The following is a 15,654-nucleotide window of genomic DNA, read 5'->3' as shown; positions in this document are numbered from 1 at the left end:
TATAATAGACTGCAGAAACGGAGCAGCCTGTTCATGATCAGAAACCTATTTTCTTCCCGCAGATTGAGAAAGTATACCCTTCTCTTAGCCTGTATCTATCTGCTTGGCATTTCAGCAATCCTGCGCGCAGATTTCAGCTATGGAGATGATCTCGGCAGAGTCCTGCTCGGAAACCGCGGGTGGACGCAGGAAAGCCGATATGTCTCCGAACTGCTCTCGATTCTGATGAATGCGAATCTCAGGCTGTCGGATCTTTCTCCCCTGCCCCAGATGGCTGCCTGCGTGATTCTCGCAATCTCCGGAATCCTTCTGCTCAATCTGTTTATTCCGGAAGAAAAGATCACGCTGTTAAGAGTGCTTCTGCTGATTCCCTTCGGACTGAATCCGTATTTTCTGGAATGTCTATCCTATCAGTTTGACAGTCCTTTCATGGCCTGTTCCATCCTGTTCTCGATTCTTCCGTTCTCCTTCCGGAAAGACAGAAGATCCTTTTTTCTCGCATCCGTGATCTTTCTTCTGATGATGTGCATGACCTATCAGGCCTCCGCGGGGATCTATCCGATGATGGTTCTGTTTCTGATCCTGAAGAGGACCGGACCAGAGGATGCTGAAAAGAGGTCCTTCCTGGTCACCTCCCTTTTTGCATATGCGCTCAGTCTTCTGGTATTCCGGTTCATCATGCGCTTTCAGGTAAGCAGGTATCCCACAGAGACCATATCTCTTTCTTCTCTGATCCCTTCCCTGTTCAGCAACCTTTCCAGGCTGTACGGGCAGATCCGCAGCGATCTGAATCCGATATGGAAAGCATCGGTCCTGCTGATCGCAGCCGGCTGGATCATCGGAGAACTCAGAATATCTGCACAGAAAAAGAAAGCTGGCTCCGTGCTCTTCAGTCTTCTCATCCTTCTTGCATGCATGGCCCTGTGGTATGGATTCTATCTTGTCCTGAACGAACCGATCCTGAAACCAAGAGCACTTTACGGATTCTTCGTGCTTCTGACTCTGCTTGCGGTTACTGCCGAGATTCCGGACTGGAATCCAGGCGCTCTGCTGCTTTCCTGGTGCTGCTTCCTGTTTGCATTTACCTATGGAAACGCCCTATCTGCACAGAAACAGTACAGCCGGATGAAATCCTCGGTTCTGATCAGCACGCTGGAACAGAATCATCTCTTATCTTCAGATCATGTCCGCGGTCTTCAGCTTTCCGGATCCATCGGGTATTCCCCCGTCATCCGGAATATGGAATCCCATTACCCCATCCTTGCAAGACTCGTTCCAGAGACGCTTGGAGGAGGATGGGAATGGAGCGAATATGAATTCTCCAATTACTGGAATCTTCCGGTTTATTCCTATCCGTATGAACAGGAAGGAAACGCCGATCTGTCGTCTTGGAGTGAGCAGGATCTGGCGACGGTATCAGAATCCTCGGAATTCACGATCCGGGCAAATGACTCCTATATTCTCGTGATCTTTCACTGATCTTTCGCATGCGCCGTGTAATACCGGAGAATCTCCTTCTGATAGAACGTGCTGTGCATGGAAAGCTCATGGTTCAATGTCTCAATCGTATTCATCTCCAGCAAGGTCTTAACATCGGAATACAGATCTGTGCCAAGTCCGAGTCTGCCGCCGGGGATCGTGCATCCTAAGGCAGATAAGGTGGTCGGAAACAGGTCCATCGTGCTGTAGGTTCTTGGCTCAGAAGGCTCTTCCTTCGAAGAATTGATGATGCAGGTATAAGTCCTGCGGAGATAGTCATGAGGAATGTAGTCATAATAATCCGTACCCATGTAGCAGTGATCGCCATTGATCACGATCACAGTATCTTTTCCCCATTCCTGTTCCTGGACCCATGATACGAATTCGGCAATTCGTTTCGAGCTGCAGGCGGTCACATTGGCATACTTCTCTGCAAACTGATCCGGGCAGTCGCTGCAGAGATAGCCGCTTGGATAATGGGTATCCGCTGTCAGCAGCGTCAGATTGAATGGCTGATCAGAAGCAGCCAGTTCTTCTGCTTCCAGCTTTGCAAACTCAAACAGCCTGGAATCTTCAAAGCCCCAGTTCTGCTTGTATTCTTCCGGCAGCCATCCCCTTTCTTTCAGCGTGTTCAGATCCAGGATCTCGTAATTGCCATGTTCCGTGAAATACGTATTCCGATTCCCGAAGTTTCCGTCACTGCCCATCAGCACGGCATTCTGATAGCCATTCTGCTTCAGCAGATCTCCGATCGTCACGGCTCCCGGCATCATCTGTTCCGCGATGCCGTTATTGATATAGGCCATGCTCTCCTGCAGCGGCAGTCCGGAGGTCTGCGCTGCCATCGCAGCCGAAGTCCAGGTACTGTCCTTGAGCAGAACAGCCCCGTTCAGGATCTTTTCGGTTCCGCTGAAATCATCATAGGTTTCCGCAAGTTCCGTCAGTTCCGGAATCGTATTATCCAGAAGGCCCCCGCCGGAGGCATAGTCTGCCGCTGTCACCTCAGCGGATTCCAGGAAGAGATAGATCAGATTCTTCTTTTGTTTCGGGAATACGATTGTGGCAGTATCCGGGTTCACATAGACTTCTTCATACAGCGGATCCTGAAGGCTCTCTGAGGAAAAGAAGGAAATCAGACTCTGTGACTCTGAAAAGGAAGCAGTCAGCGCAACCGTTCCTGAAAGAAGCAGAACCGATAAGGCGAGCCCGCGTCTCTGCTTGTTTCTGTTCGCTTGTTTCCGAAGCAGGATCATCAGAATCAGCCCTCCGGAAAGAGCCGCAAGCTCGATGGAAACCAGTCTCGAAAAGAGCAGTTCATTCGCCGCCGTATGCCAGATCAGGCTTGAATACTTCACACCCTGTCCGTTCAGAAACAGGATGGCTGAAAGAACCAGAATCCCCATCAGAACGAGTACGGTATAGATCACGCTGCGGATTGCAGAGATCCGTGCTTCTGCTATCTCAGTCTCAATCCAGGCTGCTCGCTTCGAAGAAGCTGTCAGATCCAGAACCAGCAGGACCAGGAGAACTGCAGAACCCCAGATCAGAATCAGATCATAGATCCTGAACCCGTCAGAAACGCGCTGAAGCTGCGTGAGCAGCCAGGAATCGAAGGTAATCTGGATCTGACGGTCATAGACCGTATCTGCGTGCATGCCTTCCGTCCGGATTCCGTCCATACGGAACCCCAGAGAATCAATCAGTTCTGCTGAAACCGGATCATAGATGACGACATTGAGTCCCTGAAAATTACCGCTGACTTCCTTTCCGTCAAGCTTGATCGAGGTCATGGTGACGGAATAGCCCTTCGGGGATTTCACCGTGGCGCCTTCCAGATGATGGTCGCCTACCTTGTAGGTGACATCTGCTGCCTCGTCTCCGTTTTTCTCATGAACCTGATCCCCATAGATCAGAATCAGCAGCGGACTGGCAAAGTCGGCCGCATCTGCGTGCGGTACCCCTGCTGACTCCAGAAATGATCCGAGCGCCTGATCCCAGCCTGCATAGCAGTCATCTTCGGTATAAAGAAACAGCAGATACCCCTGGTCATAGTAATACCGGAGCGTCTCTGCAAGAGAAGAGACGTCAGGGATCGTAAATTCCGGAGTCTCCGAAATCAGGCGTTCCGAAACTCCGAGCTCGGAATTGCGGAATGTATTCGTATAAGGAAGCAGCCCGCGGTAGGAAACTGAGACGGAATAGGAAGAATCAGAAGAGGTCAATAGAGAAATCGAATCTTCTGCGCTGATCGGGTCCGATAAGGGGATCGAGAGCATAGAATCAGACTCCTGCTCAAACGGCAGCGTGCTCGAAAAGCCAAGGTCATCGATCGCAGTATCGTCTCCGGCAGTTATGGTCATCGTCTTCTGGTTCCGGGGAAGCAGCGACAAAAGAACCGCAGTGATCAGAATCATTGCGGTCAGAATGCTGCGCATCAATCTGCGATGAGAAACCATGCGATTCTGCCCCTTCTCAGAATTCATGTTATAGGCGCGGATACCCCGTCCATAGCTGTTAAGCTTGGGCGGGGAGGAAGTGCCATCCTCCTTCCTTTTTAATGCATGTCAAATCAGTCGCCTTGACTGATTTCCCTGTGTCTAGAATTACGCGAGCCCCTTTGCAATGGGAGCCGTTGACAATGAACCTCTGAGAGTGAAACACAATCGTATCGCCGGGCTGATAGACATAATGATTCTTCCGAACTGATGTGTGTCCGGAAGAGCACTTCTTTCCCCGGTAGATGCGCTGATTCTTGTCCGATCTTCGGCTCTCCCTGCGATTTGTCCGTCCACATGAGAGCACAGCGCCGGACTTCTTGGCGCCGTCCCGAACGTCGATGTATTTTGCATCGTAGAACTTCGCAAGAATCCGGTTGTTGCGGCGCTTCTTCTGATAGATAAGCTCTGCTGTCCGATGCCTTGGATGCAGAGAACCCACGCAGTAAGCATCGTTCGCATGCGTCTTTGCAAGATGCAGCGACTTTCTGGTTACAGATGTCTTTGCACCATACTGGATATGGATATCAATCTCTGGGTACTTCAGAACCAGTTCCCGATATATCGCCCAGCGCACGATACTCATATAGGTTGCCGCGGCCAGATTGGTGCTCTGCGGCTCCAGACCCCAGAGTGCACCGCCCGGCTTGTGGTTCTTTGCCGTATGGCAGTGCTCGCACACTGTTAAGAGATTGCTAATTCGATTGGATCGATATCCCTTCCAGTACCCAATGTGATGCGTATGCAGAATCACGCCATCTTTGACAGATTTACCGCACACCTGACAGGTGTAGTGATCCCTGCTGAACACTGCTTCCCGTTCGGTCTGAAACAGATATTTTAATCCCTGCTGATAGTCCTTCCCTTCCGGGAGCGGCTTACCGTCTGCAATTGCCTGCAGAAGCTGGGTGTCGAACTTGCCCATCTCGAATGTCGCCGAGGTGATCGGCATAACTTTGCAGAACGATTCGAACAGGTTGATCTGGTTCTCCTTGCGATGCCGCAGGGAAGGCGCCATCTCCTGGTTCTTTCTGGACCGGTTGTCAAACCGAGGTTTCCGGTACCGCTTGCGATTCCGTCTTGTACGACGATACTTGCGGCGATCGTTATGCCTCTCTGTCTCATTGCTCAGCATGTCGTACTGTGCATGGACAAATTCGTGCTTTTCAGACTTGATGGATACGCCGACATGTTGGTAGCCCGTATCACAGGCATACTCAATCGGCTGTGTTTTCCCCTTCTCCCGGTCGGTTAACCGGATCGTGAAGATCGGACGGTATTGCTCAATGACAGCTTTACCCGCTTTGAGAAGATGCCGTGCCCGATACTCACTTGTCGGCATCAGACGGATGCCGGTGTTGCTGATAACCGCAACAGACATGTGCTGATGCCTCCTTTCTTTTTGCCCCGTTAGGGGCACTTACGCTTTCTGCAGTCCTGAAGACCTGCAGCATCTCGCACTTACGATCACGAAGATCGCAGTAACGGTGGTCCACTTCGCCAATGTTGTCCGCTGGTCGAATACATCTGCTGTACGCCTCCTACCTCTCAGAGGTTTTTAGCAGCAGATCCCAAGAGGTCTGGACTTGTGGAGCATCCAGACGTAGCACAGCAGCAACGTAGTGCTCGAAGCACTTAGGCTAATCAACCAGGCTCGAAAAGCTGTAGTAGCCTTTCCAAGCCCCGTCTATAGTCCGCTAGGACTTAGGCGGGGTAGTTGACGGTATTATTTTACGACTTTCACGAATGATCTGTCAGCAGATCTCCGACAATCAGTCCATTTGCGGCTGCCTGGGCAAGTGAACGGGTAAAGCCTGCCCCATCGCCGATGGCATAGATGCCAGGTGCCTTTTCCAGTTCGAAGTTCCTGCAGGCCGGGCGGGCACTATAGTACTTGCACTCCACGCCGTAAAGCAGGGTATCATAATTTGCCGTTCCCGGTGAAACCTGGTCGAGGGCATGGAGCGTCTCCACGATATTATCCAGCTGACGCTTCGGCATGCAGAGAGAAAGATCTCCTGGAACTGCGTTCAGCGTCGGGTGCACGGAGCTGCTAGCCAGCCGTGCTGCGGTCGTACGCTTGCCGGACTCCAGATCTCCGAGCCGCTGAACGAGCACATAGCCTCCGCTGATCTTATTTGCAAGGGCAGCGATATCTCTGGCATATTCGACCGGCTGATCGAAAGGCTCTGTGAAATGCGTACTGCTTAATAGAGCAAAGTTGCTGTTATCAGAACGCTTGGCAGGATCCTTGTAGCTGTGGCCGTTGACGGTCAGAACGCCATCGCTGTTTTCCGTAACTACCCAGCCGCGTTCATTGAAGCAGAACATGCGGGTCGTATCTCCGTAATGACCTGCTTTGTAATAGATCTTCGGTTCATAGATCCGGCTGGAGAATCTCTCCCAGATCTCATAGGGAAGCTCCACCCGCACCCCGATATCCACCTGATTGTTGTACATCGCAATGCCGTTCTTCCGGCACCAGTCTTCGAACATCCTGTTGCCGATGCGGCCGACCGCAAAGATGATCTTCTCTCCGGTCACCTGCTTTTCAGAGCCCTGCGAAACATAGGTGACGCAATGGGTTTCGCGATTGACGTCTGTGACCTCGGCAAGGGTCTTTATGGTGACCCGGGTTTCCAGATCATGGATCAGATTCAGCATCGTTCCGTAGTTGGCATCCGTACCGAGATGCTTCACTTCCGCCTGCTGCATATGCAGATCATGCTGGAGACATAACGTCTTCAGCTCATTATCTGGCATATAGCGCTCATTATCTGCACCGAACTTCTGCAGCACCTGGTCTGCCTGCTCAATGTAGTCCAGGACTTTCCTATGGTCCATGAAGTCCGGCAGCCAGCCTCCGTATTCCGTGGTGATATTGTACTTTCCATCAGAAAAGGCCCCTGCTCCTGCCATGCCTTCCATGATTGCACATGGAACGCACTTCACGCAGCGTTCCGTTTTTCCGGCAACGATCGGGCACTGCCTTTCTTCAAGCTTTCTGCCCTTTTCCAGAATCATCACCTTCATGGACGGATCTTTCTCCATCAGCCGATAGGCCAGCATCAGGCCGCCGATCCCGCCTCCGATAATCACTGCATCATAGTTTTCCATCACGATACTCCTTCCAGCGCATGAAATTCCTGTTCCGTAATCGGAATCACCGATCCGTGCCGCACATCCTCTTCCGGAAGCGATAGCTGCTCCGTATCTGACCAGTCAATTTCCGAGTCATAGGAAAGATCCCGGAACCTTCCGGCAAGGAAGGTATGATCGCTGTACTGATCTACGAGAATATGATACTCTCCGGTCTGCAGATCCTGGAAGACCGCAGGTCCCTCCACCGGTCTTTCATGGATCAGATACTTCCAGTCCAGCACCTTCAGAAACCCTTCTTCCAGAGATCCGGAATAGCCAGGATAGATGGTCAGTGCTCCCGGCCGCTCATCTTTGTAGATCATCCAGTAAGCTCCATTCATCGGAAATATTGTCAGATCGATTACCGGATATCCCGTATCCAGCAGCACTTTCGGATAGGAGAACGTATGCAGATCCCTGCTGGTCACCCGATAGATTTTCCCCATGTCATCATGCGGATCGCTGTAATACACATAATAAAGATCTGCTTCATTGTCATAAATCACTTCCGGTGCCCAGGCTCGTTTTCCGTCCGTCCCGATGCCATCATCCATGACTGATACAAGCACAAGCTCCGGCTGGCTGAATGTGATCAGATCCTTGCTGAAAAACAGATAAATCGAAGGATTGTCCGCACCCTCAGTTGCTGCAAGCACGAAGTTTCCGTCTTTGGTTCTGGCAAGATCGGGATCCCTGACTCTGCCGCTGCCGAGGTCCGTGTCAATGGTGACACCGCGTACTTTGTTCCAGGAAAGGCCATCTCTGCTCAAGGCGAGAGATCCCTTCTCGCTGCCGAGATTGCCATTGAAATAGCTCATCACATATCCGTATGCCTCGTCCAGGAGAACAGCCGAATATGTCCTGCTCATAGAAAGATCTTCTCTGGTCAGCTTTGCTTCAAATACCACATTCTCTTTTTCCTGGTCCGAGGTCTTGACCAGCTCAGAGCCGGAGAATTCCGCATGCCCGGAAACCATGGAATAGGAGATGGTGCTGCCATTCTTTTCCTGTTCCGGAAGAACGGTCTTCGAGAACAGCACGCCTTCGATATCCGCATCCAGCGAAGCGGCATCCTGTTCCAGCAGAGTTCTGGGATCATTGCCATCCACATGGATCTGAAAGGTTTTCTCTGCCTGGCTCTGCTCCGTGCGGATGGACGCATGTACCACCGCATCTCCGCCGGTTTCTGTATCCTTGCGGATCCCTCTGTCATCCAGGACATCATTCTCTTCCACCTTCCAGGTGAGAGGATAACCTTCGATCTCTGTATCCACGAACCAGAGATCCCGTTCCAGATGTGCTGCATCAGGAATCGAGATCGTATCAAGCAGCACAGAGGCATAAGCAGATTCATATTCCTGCCTGATCACTTCTGCAGAAACTGCCTTCGGACGGATTCTCAGATCGGAGAGCTTTCCCTCCATGGGTTCAAGTCCCTGATCATTTTTCCCGAACGAGAGAACTGCATCAGACAGAGAACCATGAAACGTTCCGGAAGCAGCTTCCTCGCCATTCAGAAAAATCCCTGCTTTCTTCCCCTTCACGACATACACCAGATAATTCCAGCGATCTGTGGAAACCGTGATTCCGCCATCTGCGACAATCCAGTTTCCATCAGAATCAGATAACGTCAGACCGGAGAAGGTCTCGCTGCTGAAGCCGCTTCCGGTCAGCGTGATCGTCTCTTCGCCATTTGAAAGAGACCAGATGCAGGTGTCCGGATAGTTGTTTTCCGGACGGATCCAGAAGGAAATCGTATAGGATCTCTCACTGGCAATCTCTGCCTCATAAGTCTCTGCGCAGATCGTATCATAGGACCATAATCCATCCGTTTCTTCATCTGCGGACAGCAGCGTCTCAGAAGCAGAGGGAGCACAGGAAAAGCAGCCGAGAATCAACGCTGCAAGAAGGACTGACCGGAACTTCATCTGCCTTCCTTCTTCTGCTGTCTTCTGCGGGCAAGGACCCCCTTGAGACGAACATAGAGATTGCGGAAACTGCGGTACAGCAGCCAGTAGACCGCCGTGGTGATCACGGCAATCAGGAAGCCGAGAATGACGATATTCAGAATCAGGCGGACCACCGTGATGGAGCCTGCCGCAAAGAAGCGATTCCAGATGACAAAGCCGAATGCACCGATCAGGCCTGCAACCGCCAGACGGTTGAGAACCATGAAGTAATAGTCCTTTACGGAACGATGGAACACATTCCGATAAACGAGGCCTGGATTATACGTGAAATCAATTCCCCAGTATGCAATCGTCGTTGCCATGACCACGCCAAGCAAGCCTAGCTTCTGAACCAGGAGGATGGAAAGCACGATCTTCACGATGGCAAGCAGGTAGGCATTGTTGCGCGCATTCACGTAAAGGCCGTTGGCATCTCTGGCAATGATGACCGGCTGACGCATCGTGACATAGAAGATATTCAGTCCGAACAGGAAGCAGATCGGAATCGAGGCATTGTAAAGCGGATCGCCCATCCATACCGGAACAAACTGAGGCATGACAATGAAGATGACGGTGGCAACCACCGTGGAAATATAAGTTGAAAAATTGAAGAACTCGGTAAAGACCGGGTAGCTGTCAGCCTGTTTTTCCGCAAAGAGGTTGCCGAAACTGTTCATCGGCGACTGCACCATGGACTGCGTGATCTTGCCGATGTTGTCGGTCAGATAGCTGTAAATGCCGTAGACAGAAGACATCGTATAGCCCATGAAGCCGGAGACGACGATATTGTCGGTCTGCGTCGTTGCAAGTTCGGAAAGGCGCTGCACAACCGCATAGCCAGCCTTCTTCCGGAAGGAGGAATCATCTGTCTGCTGAGGCTTTTCTTTCAGCCATGGATATTCTTTCAGGGCGATATGACGGGCAAGCGTATTGGAGCCGAGAATATTGAAGGCTTCGATGATGAGCATCCAGAGGAATGGCTGCTTCAGAAGAATGGCAATGACCATTGCCAGCATTCTCAGAATTGCAATGCTCTGAATCCAGATATTGATCTTGTATTCTTTCTGATCGGCCATGATGACAAAGTTCGGGCCCATCAGGAAATAGCTGATGCCATATGGCAGTGCCATGAGCAGGAACGTTCCCGCCGTATCCCAATAGCTGAAAGGCGACTCGCTGAAATCCGGAAACAGCAATGAAACCGCAATCGATGCAGCGATCACGACACAGCCGGTGATGCGGAATACCTTCACGGCGCCATGATAGATTTCTTTTACGCGTTCATGATCGCCATCGGCAAGCGGATGATACAGAAGCTGGCGGAACGCAAGGGAATAGGCCAGCTCACAGATATTCAGAAAGGTAATGAACTGCGCGATGGTGAGCTGAAGACCATTGACATCGCTGCCATAGAGGTCTTTGAAAAAGCGGACCTTGATGAATCCTACTAAAGGCAGGATAATAGCCGCTAAGGTGCTTACCAGGAAGTTGTAGAAAGAATATCTTGTACGGGACGTAACGTGCTCTCCTATTTTCTCTTGATGATCGGATCGAAGATCCATCTCGTGGCGCAGGAATACCAGCGTAAGAAGATCTGGTTCTTCCAGCTCAGATTCTTCAGGTAATGATTCTGCTTCCAGTTCGGATAGCAGCTGTTCATGACAGATTCGCTTTCTTCATAGTATTCTGCTTCGCGATCCGAGCGGATGAAGCGGAACATGCCATAAAGCCGCAGATGCTCGGCATGCAGGTATTCGAGTTCGTCATGATACTTCTGATCGATTCCAAGTGTCTCAAAGTGATCGCGCATCGAAGATAGCACAGTGAAGATCTGCGCCAGGCGCGGATCGCTCGTGCTGGCCATGATAGACCCTTCCCGCTGGCGGTAATGAATCATCGCGCCGGGAAGATATCCGATCTTCTCTGCTGATGCCAGCAGTCTCGTCGTGACCGGGATGTCTTCATACCAGGTGCGCAGCGGAAAGCGCATCATCGGATCTTCCGTGAACAGCTCGGAACGGTAGATCTTGTTCCAGGCAAACAGCGGAGAAAGCAGTGCTTTCTTCTGAATCGTATCCGCTTTCCAGCTGCTGAGCCCTTTCATGACAAACCGTTTTTCCGGGTCTTTATACCAGTACTCGATATCTGCCAGGCAGATATCGCATTTCTCGCGGTCCATCAGCTCAATGGCTTTCTCATAGTATTCCGGTTCGACCCAGTCATCGCTGTCCAGAAAGGTCAGATATTCGCTGCGTACGAACGGAATCGCAAAATTGCGTGCGTCAGACAATCCCCCATTGTCTTTATGGCACAGATGGAACATGCCCGGATCCCGGTCTACATAGCGCTGAGCAATCTCGCCGCTGCGGTCAGTGCTGCCGTCATTGACCAAAATGACCTGCAGGTTTTCAGCGGTCTGGGCAGCGAGGCTGTCCAGGCATTGAGGCAGGTACTGTTCCACGTTGTAGATGGGTACGATGACGGTCAGCTTCATGTGTTCTCCAGCCTGAAAAAGACAGTTTTCATTATAGCACAGTGCTTCATTCGCTCCGCAGGGCATCAATCGGATTCAGCTGGCTTGCCTTTCTGGCAGGTGCCCAGCCGAACAGAATGCCTACTGCAAGCGAGAAGAAGAAGCCTAAGGCAATCGCTCCGGGATTCAGAATGAACTTGGTATGGATCAGCTGGCAGGCAATGTAAGACAGCAGTTCTCCGACGGCAATGCCGATCACGCCTCCGGTTACGGAAAGGATGATCGATTCCAGCAGAAACTGCAGCTGGATCACGCCTGGTTCTGCTCCCAATGCTTTACGAAGACCGATTTCTTTCGTGCGTTCCGTGACGGTTACCAGCATCATGTTCATGATGCCGATTCCGCCGACCAGAAGAGCAATGCTGGCAATGCCGCCAAGCATCGTGGTCATCATCGAGACCATCGTATTCATCGTGCTGAGCAGGCTTTCCATATTGAAGATATAGAACGCATTCTTGTTCTGATTGAAGGTATTGTTCAATAGCTGCTTGATGCTGTCTTCGGTCTCGTCCATCATGCTCGTATCGCTGACATAGAGATCCACGCTCGTGATGGCATTCGTGCCATTCATCGTCAGCGCATTGCGGTATGGAATATAGATCGTTCCCGCATCATCGTTGCTGATGGTCATCGTTCCCATCAGGTTATCAGAAGAACCGCAGAGTCCGACGATTTTATAGGTCACTCCGGTGATGCGGATTTCCTGACCGATGGGATTCTGACCGGGAAAGAAGGTCTTTGCGCAGGTGCTGTCAATGACGCATACCTTGACATCATTCTGCATATCTGAGACGAACAGCGCTCTGCCTGAGGTTACCAGTCCTTCATTATGCAGGAAGTACTGTTCATTCTTGCCCTGCACGCTGACTTTGTCAGAAACCTTTCCATCTGCTGCAACCTGGGAAACGACGCTGACAGATGGAGAGATGCTGGCGACATTATCGATTGCCGAAAGTTCATTCAGATCATTTTCCGTAAGTCCTGGCTTCAGAACGGTTCCTGGCACCGATACTTCCAGCATGCCGGCTCCCATCGAAGAGAATCTCCCGATCATATAGGAAGTGACGGCTGATACGGTCGTGACCAAGGCAATGACAGCAGCGACGCCGATGATGATGCCGAGCATCGTCAGAAAAGACCGCATCCGGTTATTCCTGATATTGGCAAAGGACATGCGGATGCTGCGGCGGATCATGCTTGATTTACGCATCTTCCACACCTCCTTCGCTGAGTTCGCCATCGAGAATTCTCACAATCCTCTTTGCATGAGACGCAATATGGGCATCATGGGTGATCATGATGATGGTTCTCCCTTCTGCATTGAGTTCCTTGAAAATCTCCATCACCTGCTCGCCAGTTTTCTGGTCCAGAGCACCGGTAGGTTCATCTGCCAGCAGAATCGATGGGTTGTTGGCGATTGCTCTGGCAATGGCGACGCGCTGCTGCTGGCCGCCGGAGAGCTGATTGGGATAATGATCCATCTTATCTTCCAGGCCTACCCGCTTCAGCATTTCTTCTGCGCGTTTCTCACATTCTTTCTCAGATGCTCCGGCATAGACTAACGGAAGTTCTACGTTTTCAAGTGCGGTTTCCCTCTGGAGCAGATAAAAGGACTGGAAAATGAATCCGATCTCCTTTGAACGGATTCTTGCCAGTTCTTTTTCACTCATCGCAGCGATGTGGCGGTTATTCAGGTAATAGTCTCCGCTGGTCGGGGTATCGAGACAGCCGATGATATTCATCAGAGTGCTCTTGCCGGAACCAGAGGGGCCTAATACTGCCAGGAATTCTCCCCTCTTCACTTCGAGGTCAATTCCTTTCAGAACGACAGAGGTTTCTTCTCCCATCCGGTATTCTTTCGTGATGCCATGCATGCGGAGAATGACTTCCTGATCAGGCTGAATGAATGGTGCCAGTTGCAGTTCTGCCTCACTCATCAGAACTATCTCCGGAAGAAACAGTCATATCGCTCATCGGATCAGAAACACTCGGAATATAGCGGACAATATCTCCTTCCGAAAGACCATCCGTGATCTCAACATAATCTCCATCCGATACGCCGATGGTCACTGCTTTCTCCTGTCCGTTCTCATCGAGGACATAAGCAGTATTGTCAGAATGGTAGCTAACGGCATCGGCCGGCAGAGAAAGCACCTGCTTCTCATCTGCATTGGTAAGACGCACTTCCGTGCTCATACCGGATCTCACATCGGAATCAGCAGTGAATTCAACGGTCGCTCCGAAATAGGAAACTCCGCTCTGCACCGTTGCTTTCTCATCAATGGAGGAAATCGTTCCCGGATAGGACTTTCCGATCGAATCGATATAGATCGTGACAGGACTGCCTTCCGAGACATTGAGCACAGAGTATTCATCTACACGGATAGATACTTCCATATGGCTGAGATTGGAAATGACTGCAGCAGGAGTACCCGTCACACAGGCATCTCCTTCCTTTACTGCCAGTTCAGTTACCGTTCCATCCATCGGGGCAGTCAGCGTGTAGTCGCTGAGTGATTCTTTCTGATGTTCAATCTGCAGGTCGCTGACTGTGCTGTCTGCTGCGGTCGCGGCGCGCTGTACGGAAGATTCAAGATTGCCGAGCTGCTGCTGCACCGAAGAAGCGACCGAATCATATCCGATTCGTGCCTGGTCCCAGGCAGAGTATGCTTTGTCATAGGCAGCCTTTGCGGCATCAACTGCAGCAGTAGACTGAGCTGCTGAATATGCAGCATTTGCAGAATCCAGAGCAGTCTGCAGTACTGTCATCTGCTTGAAGATCAGCTGATAAGCATTATTGGCAGGATCATAGCTGACGTTCTTGTACTGGTCAAAGGCAGTCTTGGCCTCGCTCTGAACCTGCGCTGCCGTATCATAGGCAGCCTGGGCAGCAGGCTTAGAAGCTTCGTCCGCACTCTGAAGAGCTGTATTTGCATTTGCAAGATTCAGATCTGCCTGATCCAGAGAAGACTGCAACACGGCAAGCTGAGCAGCCGCATTGCTATAATTCGTGATCGCCGTCTGATTGGCCGGATCATTCATGAATGCATCGTAAGCTGCCTGGGCAGCATCTTTCTGGGCAGAAGCAGAAGAAATTGCTTTCTCTCTTGCTGAAACGGCAGAATTATACGCACTCTCGGCATCTTTATAAGGGCCGTAGGTTGCATCTTTCTGTGCCTGGGCAGCCTGCAGAGAACTGTTCAGACCATTATTGAGATCGCTCTGATAATTGTTGTAAGCAGTGATGGCATCCTGGACAGACTGATTATTTGCTTTTTCCGTCTGAGCAGCAGTCGCTTCAGCAACTTCAAGACTGTATTCTGCATCAGAAGAATCCAGCACTGCAATGGTCTGTCCTTTCACGACAGAGTCTCCGTTCCTGACGAGAACCTGAGAGACCGTACCGGAAACCTTCGGAACAACCGAACGTTCCGTGACTGGTTCCACGGTGCCGATGAAGCTGTTATAAGTCGTGATATCCCTGCGGGTTACGGTCGCAGTGGAATAGGCGGCCATAGAAGACGAAGAGCCGGAAGCCAGTTTCAGAAAAACCGCAGCCGCTATGACTGCGATGATGATTCCTTTATGGTGTTTCTGCCAGAATTTCTTCATTGCTTATCCTCCGCCTGCACTTCAGGCTTGTTTCTTATGACGGAAAATCAGAAGCTTGCTGAAAATGTAGTTCAGGATCACGACGATGACGTTGGACGCGAATTTGACAATTACGTCATTCATGCCCATGCGGTCTACGCAGACATACATGATCAGAAGATCCAGACCGCCGGTTGCCAGACGGGCGGCGAAGAACGAAGTGATTTCCTTCAGGATTTCGCTTTTCGTGGTTGCTTCGCTATGGAAGACATAGCTCCGGTTGGTAAGATATGCGGTCAGAACCGAAAGGATCCAGGCAATGATCGTGCTTGGCACCGTCGGGATGCCAAGCGGATGGGCGCATACCCAGTACGACACAATATTGATGATTGTCGTCAGTACTCCGAATACGAGGTACCAGAATACGTCTTTGTATTTTTCGTAGAGTTTCTTCATAATCTATTTC

11 protein-coding genes are annotated in these 15,654 nt (G+C 51.0%); 1 reads left to right on the top strand and 10 read right to left on the bottom strand.

Annotated elements, in window-relative coordinates:
* Positions 1-33 precede the first annotated feature (33 nt).
* Complete coding sequence (locus C7E00_RS06475) at positions 34-1,479, top strand: glucosyltransferase domain-containing protein (protein ID WP_105303518.1); 1,446 nt, start codon at positions 34-36, stop codon at positions 1,477-1,479.
* On the opposite strand, the gene C7E00_RS06470 is transcribed toward C7E00_RS06475, so the two are convergent.
* The 10 genes from C7E00_RS06470 to C7E00_RS06425 all read right to left on the bottom strand — a co-directional run bounded on the left by C7E00_RS06470 (position 1,473) and on the right by C7E00_RS06425 (position 15,644).
* On the bottom strand, positions 1,473-3,962 hold the full coding sequence (locus C7E00_RS06470) for an LTA synthase family protein (protein ID WP_105303517.1): 2,490 nt from the start codon (positions 3,960-3,962) through the stop codon (positions 1,473-1,475). The two genes, C7E00_RS06475 and C7E00_RS06470, sit on opposite strands and share 7 nt — an antisense overlap.
* 31 nt (positions 3,963-3,993) lie before the next feature.
* On the bottom strand, positions 3,994-5,355 hold the full coding sequence (iscB, locus tag C7E00_RS06465; protein WP_105303516.1) for an RNA-guided endonuclease IscB: 1,362 nt from the start codon (positions 5,353-5,355) through the stop codon (positions 3,994-3,996).
* Between the two features lie 359 nt (positions 5,356-5,714).
* Positions 5,715-7,091, bottom strand: a complete 1,377-nt coding sequence (locus tag C7E00_RS06460; protein ID WP_105303515.1) for an NAD(P)/FAD-dependent oxidoreductase — start codon at positions 7,089-7,091, stop codon at positions 5,715-5,717.
* Entirely contained in the window at positions 7,091-9,043 is a 1,953-nt protein-coding gene (locus C7E00_RS06455) for a LamG-like jellyroll fold domain-containing protein (protein ID WP_105303514.1), read from the bottom strand. Before C7E00_RS06455 ends, C7E00_RS06460 begins: the two co-directional genes overlap by 1 nt.
* On the bottom strand, positions 9,040-10,626 hold the full coding sequence (locus tag C7E00_RS06450) for a polysaccharide biosynthesis protein (RefSeq protein ID WP_105303513.1): 1,587 nt from the start codon (positions 10,624-10,626) through the stop codon (positions 9,040-9,042). The genes C7E00_RS06455 and C7E00_RS06450 overlap by 4 nt, the downstream gene beginning before the upstream one ends.
* Positions 10,593-11,558 (bottom strand): glycosyltransferase family 2 protein, encoded by a 966-nt coding sequence (locus C7E00_RS06445; protein ID WP_167836497.1) that lies wholly within the window; start codon positions 11,556-11,558, stop codon positions 10,593-10,595. The genes C7E00_RS06450 and C7E00_RS06445 overlap by 34 nt, the downstream gene beginning before the upstream one ends.
* A gap of 46 nt (positions 11,559-11,604) precedes the next feature.
* A complete protein-coding gene (locus tag C7E00_RS06440) occupies positions 11,605-12,807 on the bottom strand; it encodes an ABC transporter permease (RefSeq protein ID WP_105303511.1) in 1,203 nt (400 codons plus the stop codon).
* Complete coding sequence (locus C7E00_RS06435; RefSeq protein WP_105303510.1) at positions 12,800-13,534, bottom strand: ATP-binding cassette domain-containing protein; 735 nt, start codon at positions 13,532-13,534, stop codon at positions 12,800-12,802. The genes C7E00_RS06440 and C7E00_RS06435 overlap by 8 nt, the downstream gene beginning before the upstream one ends.
* Positions 13,527-15,209 carry an HlyD family efflux transporter periplasmic adaptor subunit gene (locus tag C7E00_RS06430; protein ID WP_105303509.1) on the bottom strand — a complete coding sequence of 561 codons (1,683 nt, stop codon included), beginning with the start codon at positions 15,207-15,209 and terminating at the stop codon, positions 13,527-13,529. Before C7E00_RS06430 ends, C7E00_RS06435 begins: the two co-directional genes overlap by 8 nt.
* A gap of 21 nt (positions 15,210-15,230) precedes the next feature.
* Complete coding sequence (locus C7E00_RS06425) at positions 15,231-15,644, bottom strand: GtrA family protein (RefSeq protein ID WP_167836496.1); 414 nt, start codon at positions 15,642-15,644, stop codon at positions 15,231-15,233.
* Positions 15,645-15,654: the final 10 nt, after the last annotated feature.

The organism is Anaerolactibacter massiliensis (assembly GCF_900290205.1).
Taxonomy (GTDB): Bacteria; Bacillota_I; Bacilli_A; order Erysipelotrichales; family Erysipelotrichaceae; genus Bulleidia; species Bulleidia intestinalis.
This window is presented reverse-complemented; position numbering and strand designations above follow the sequence as displayed.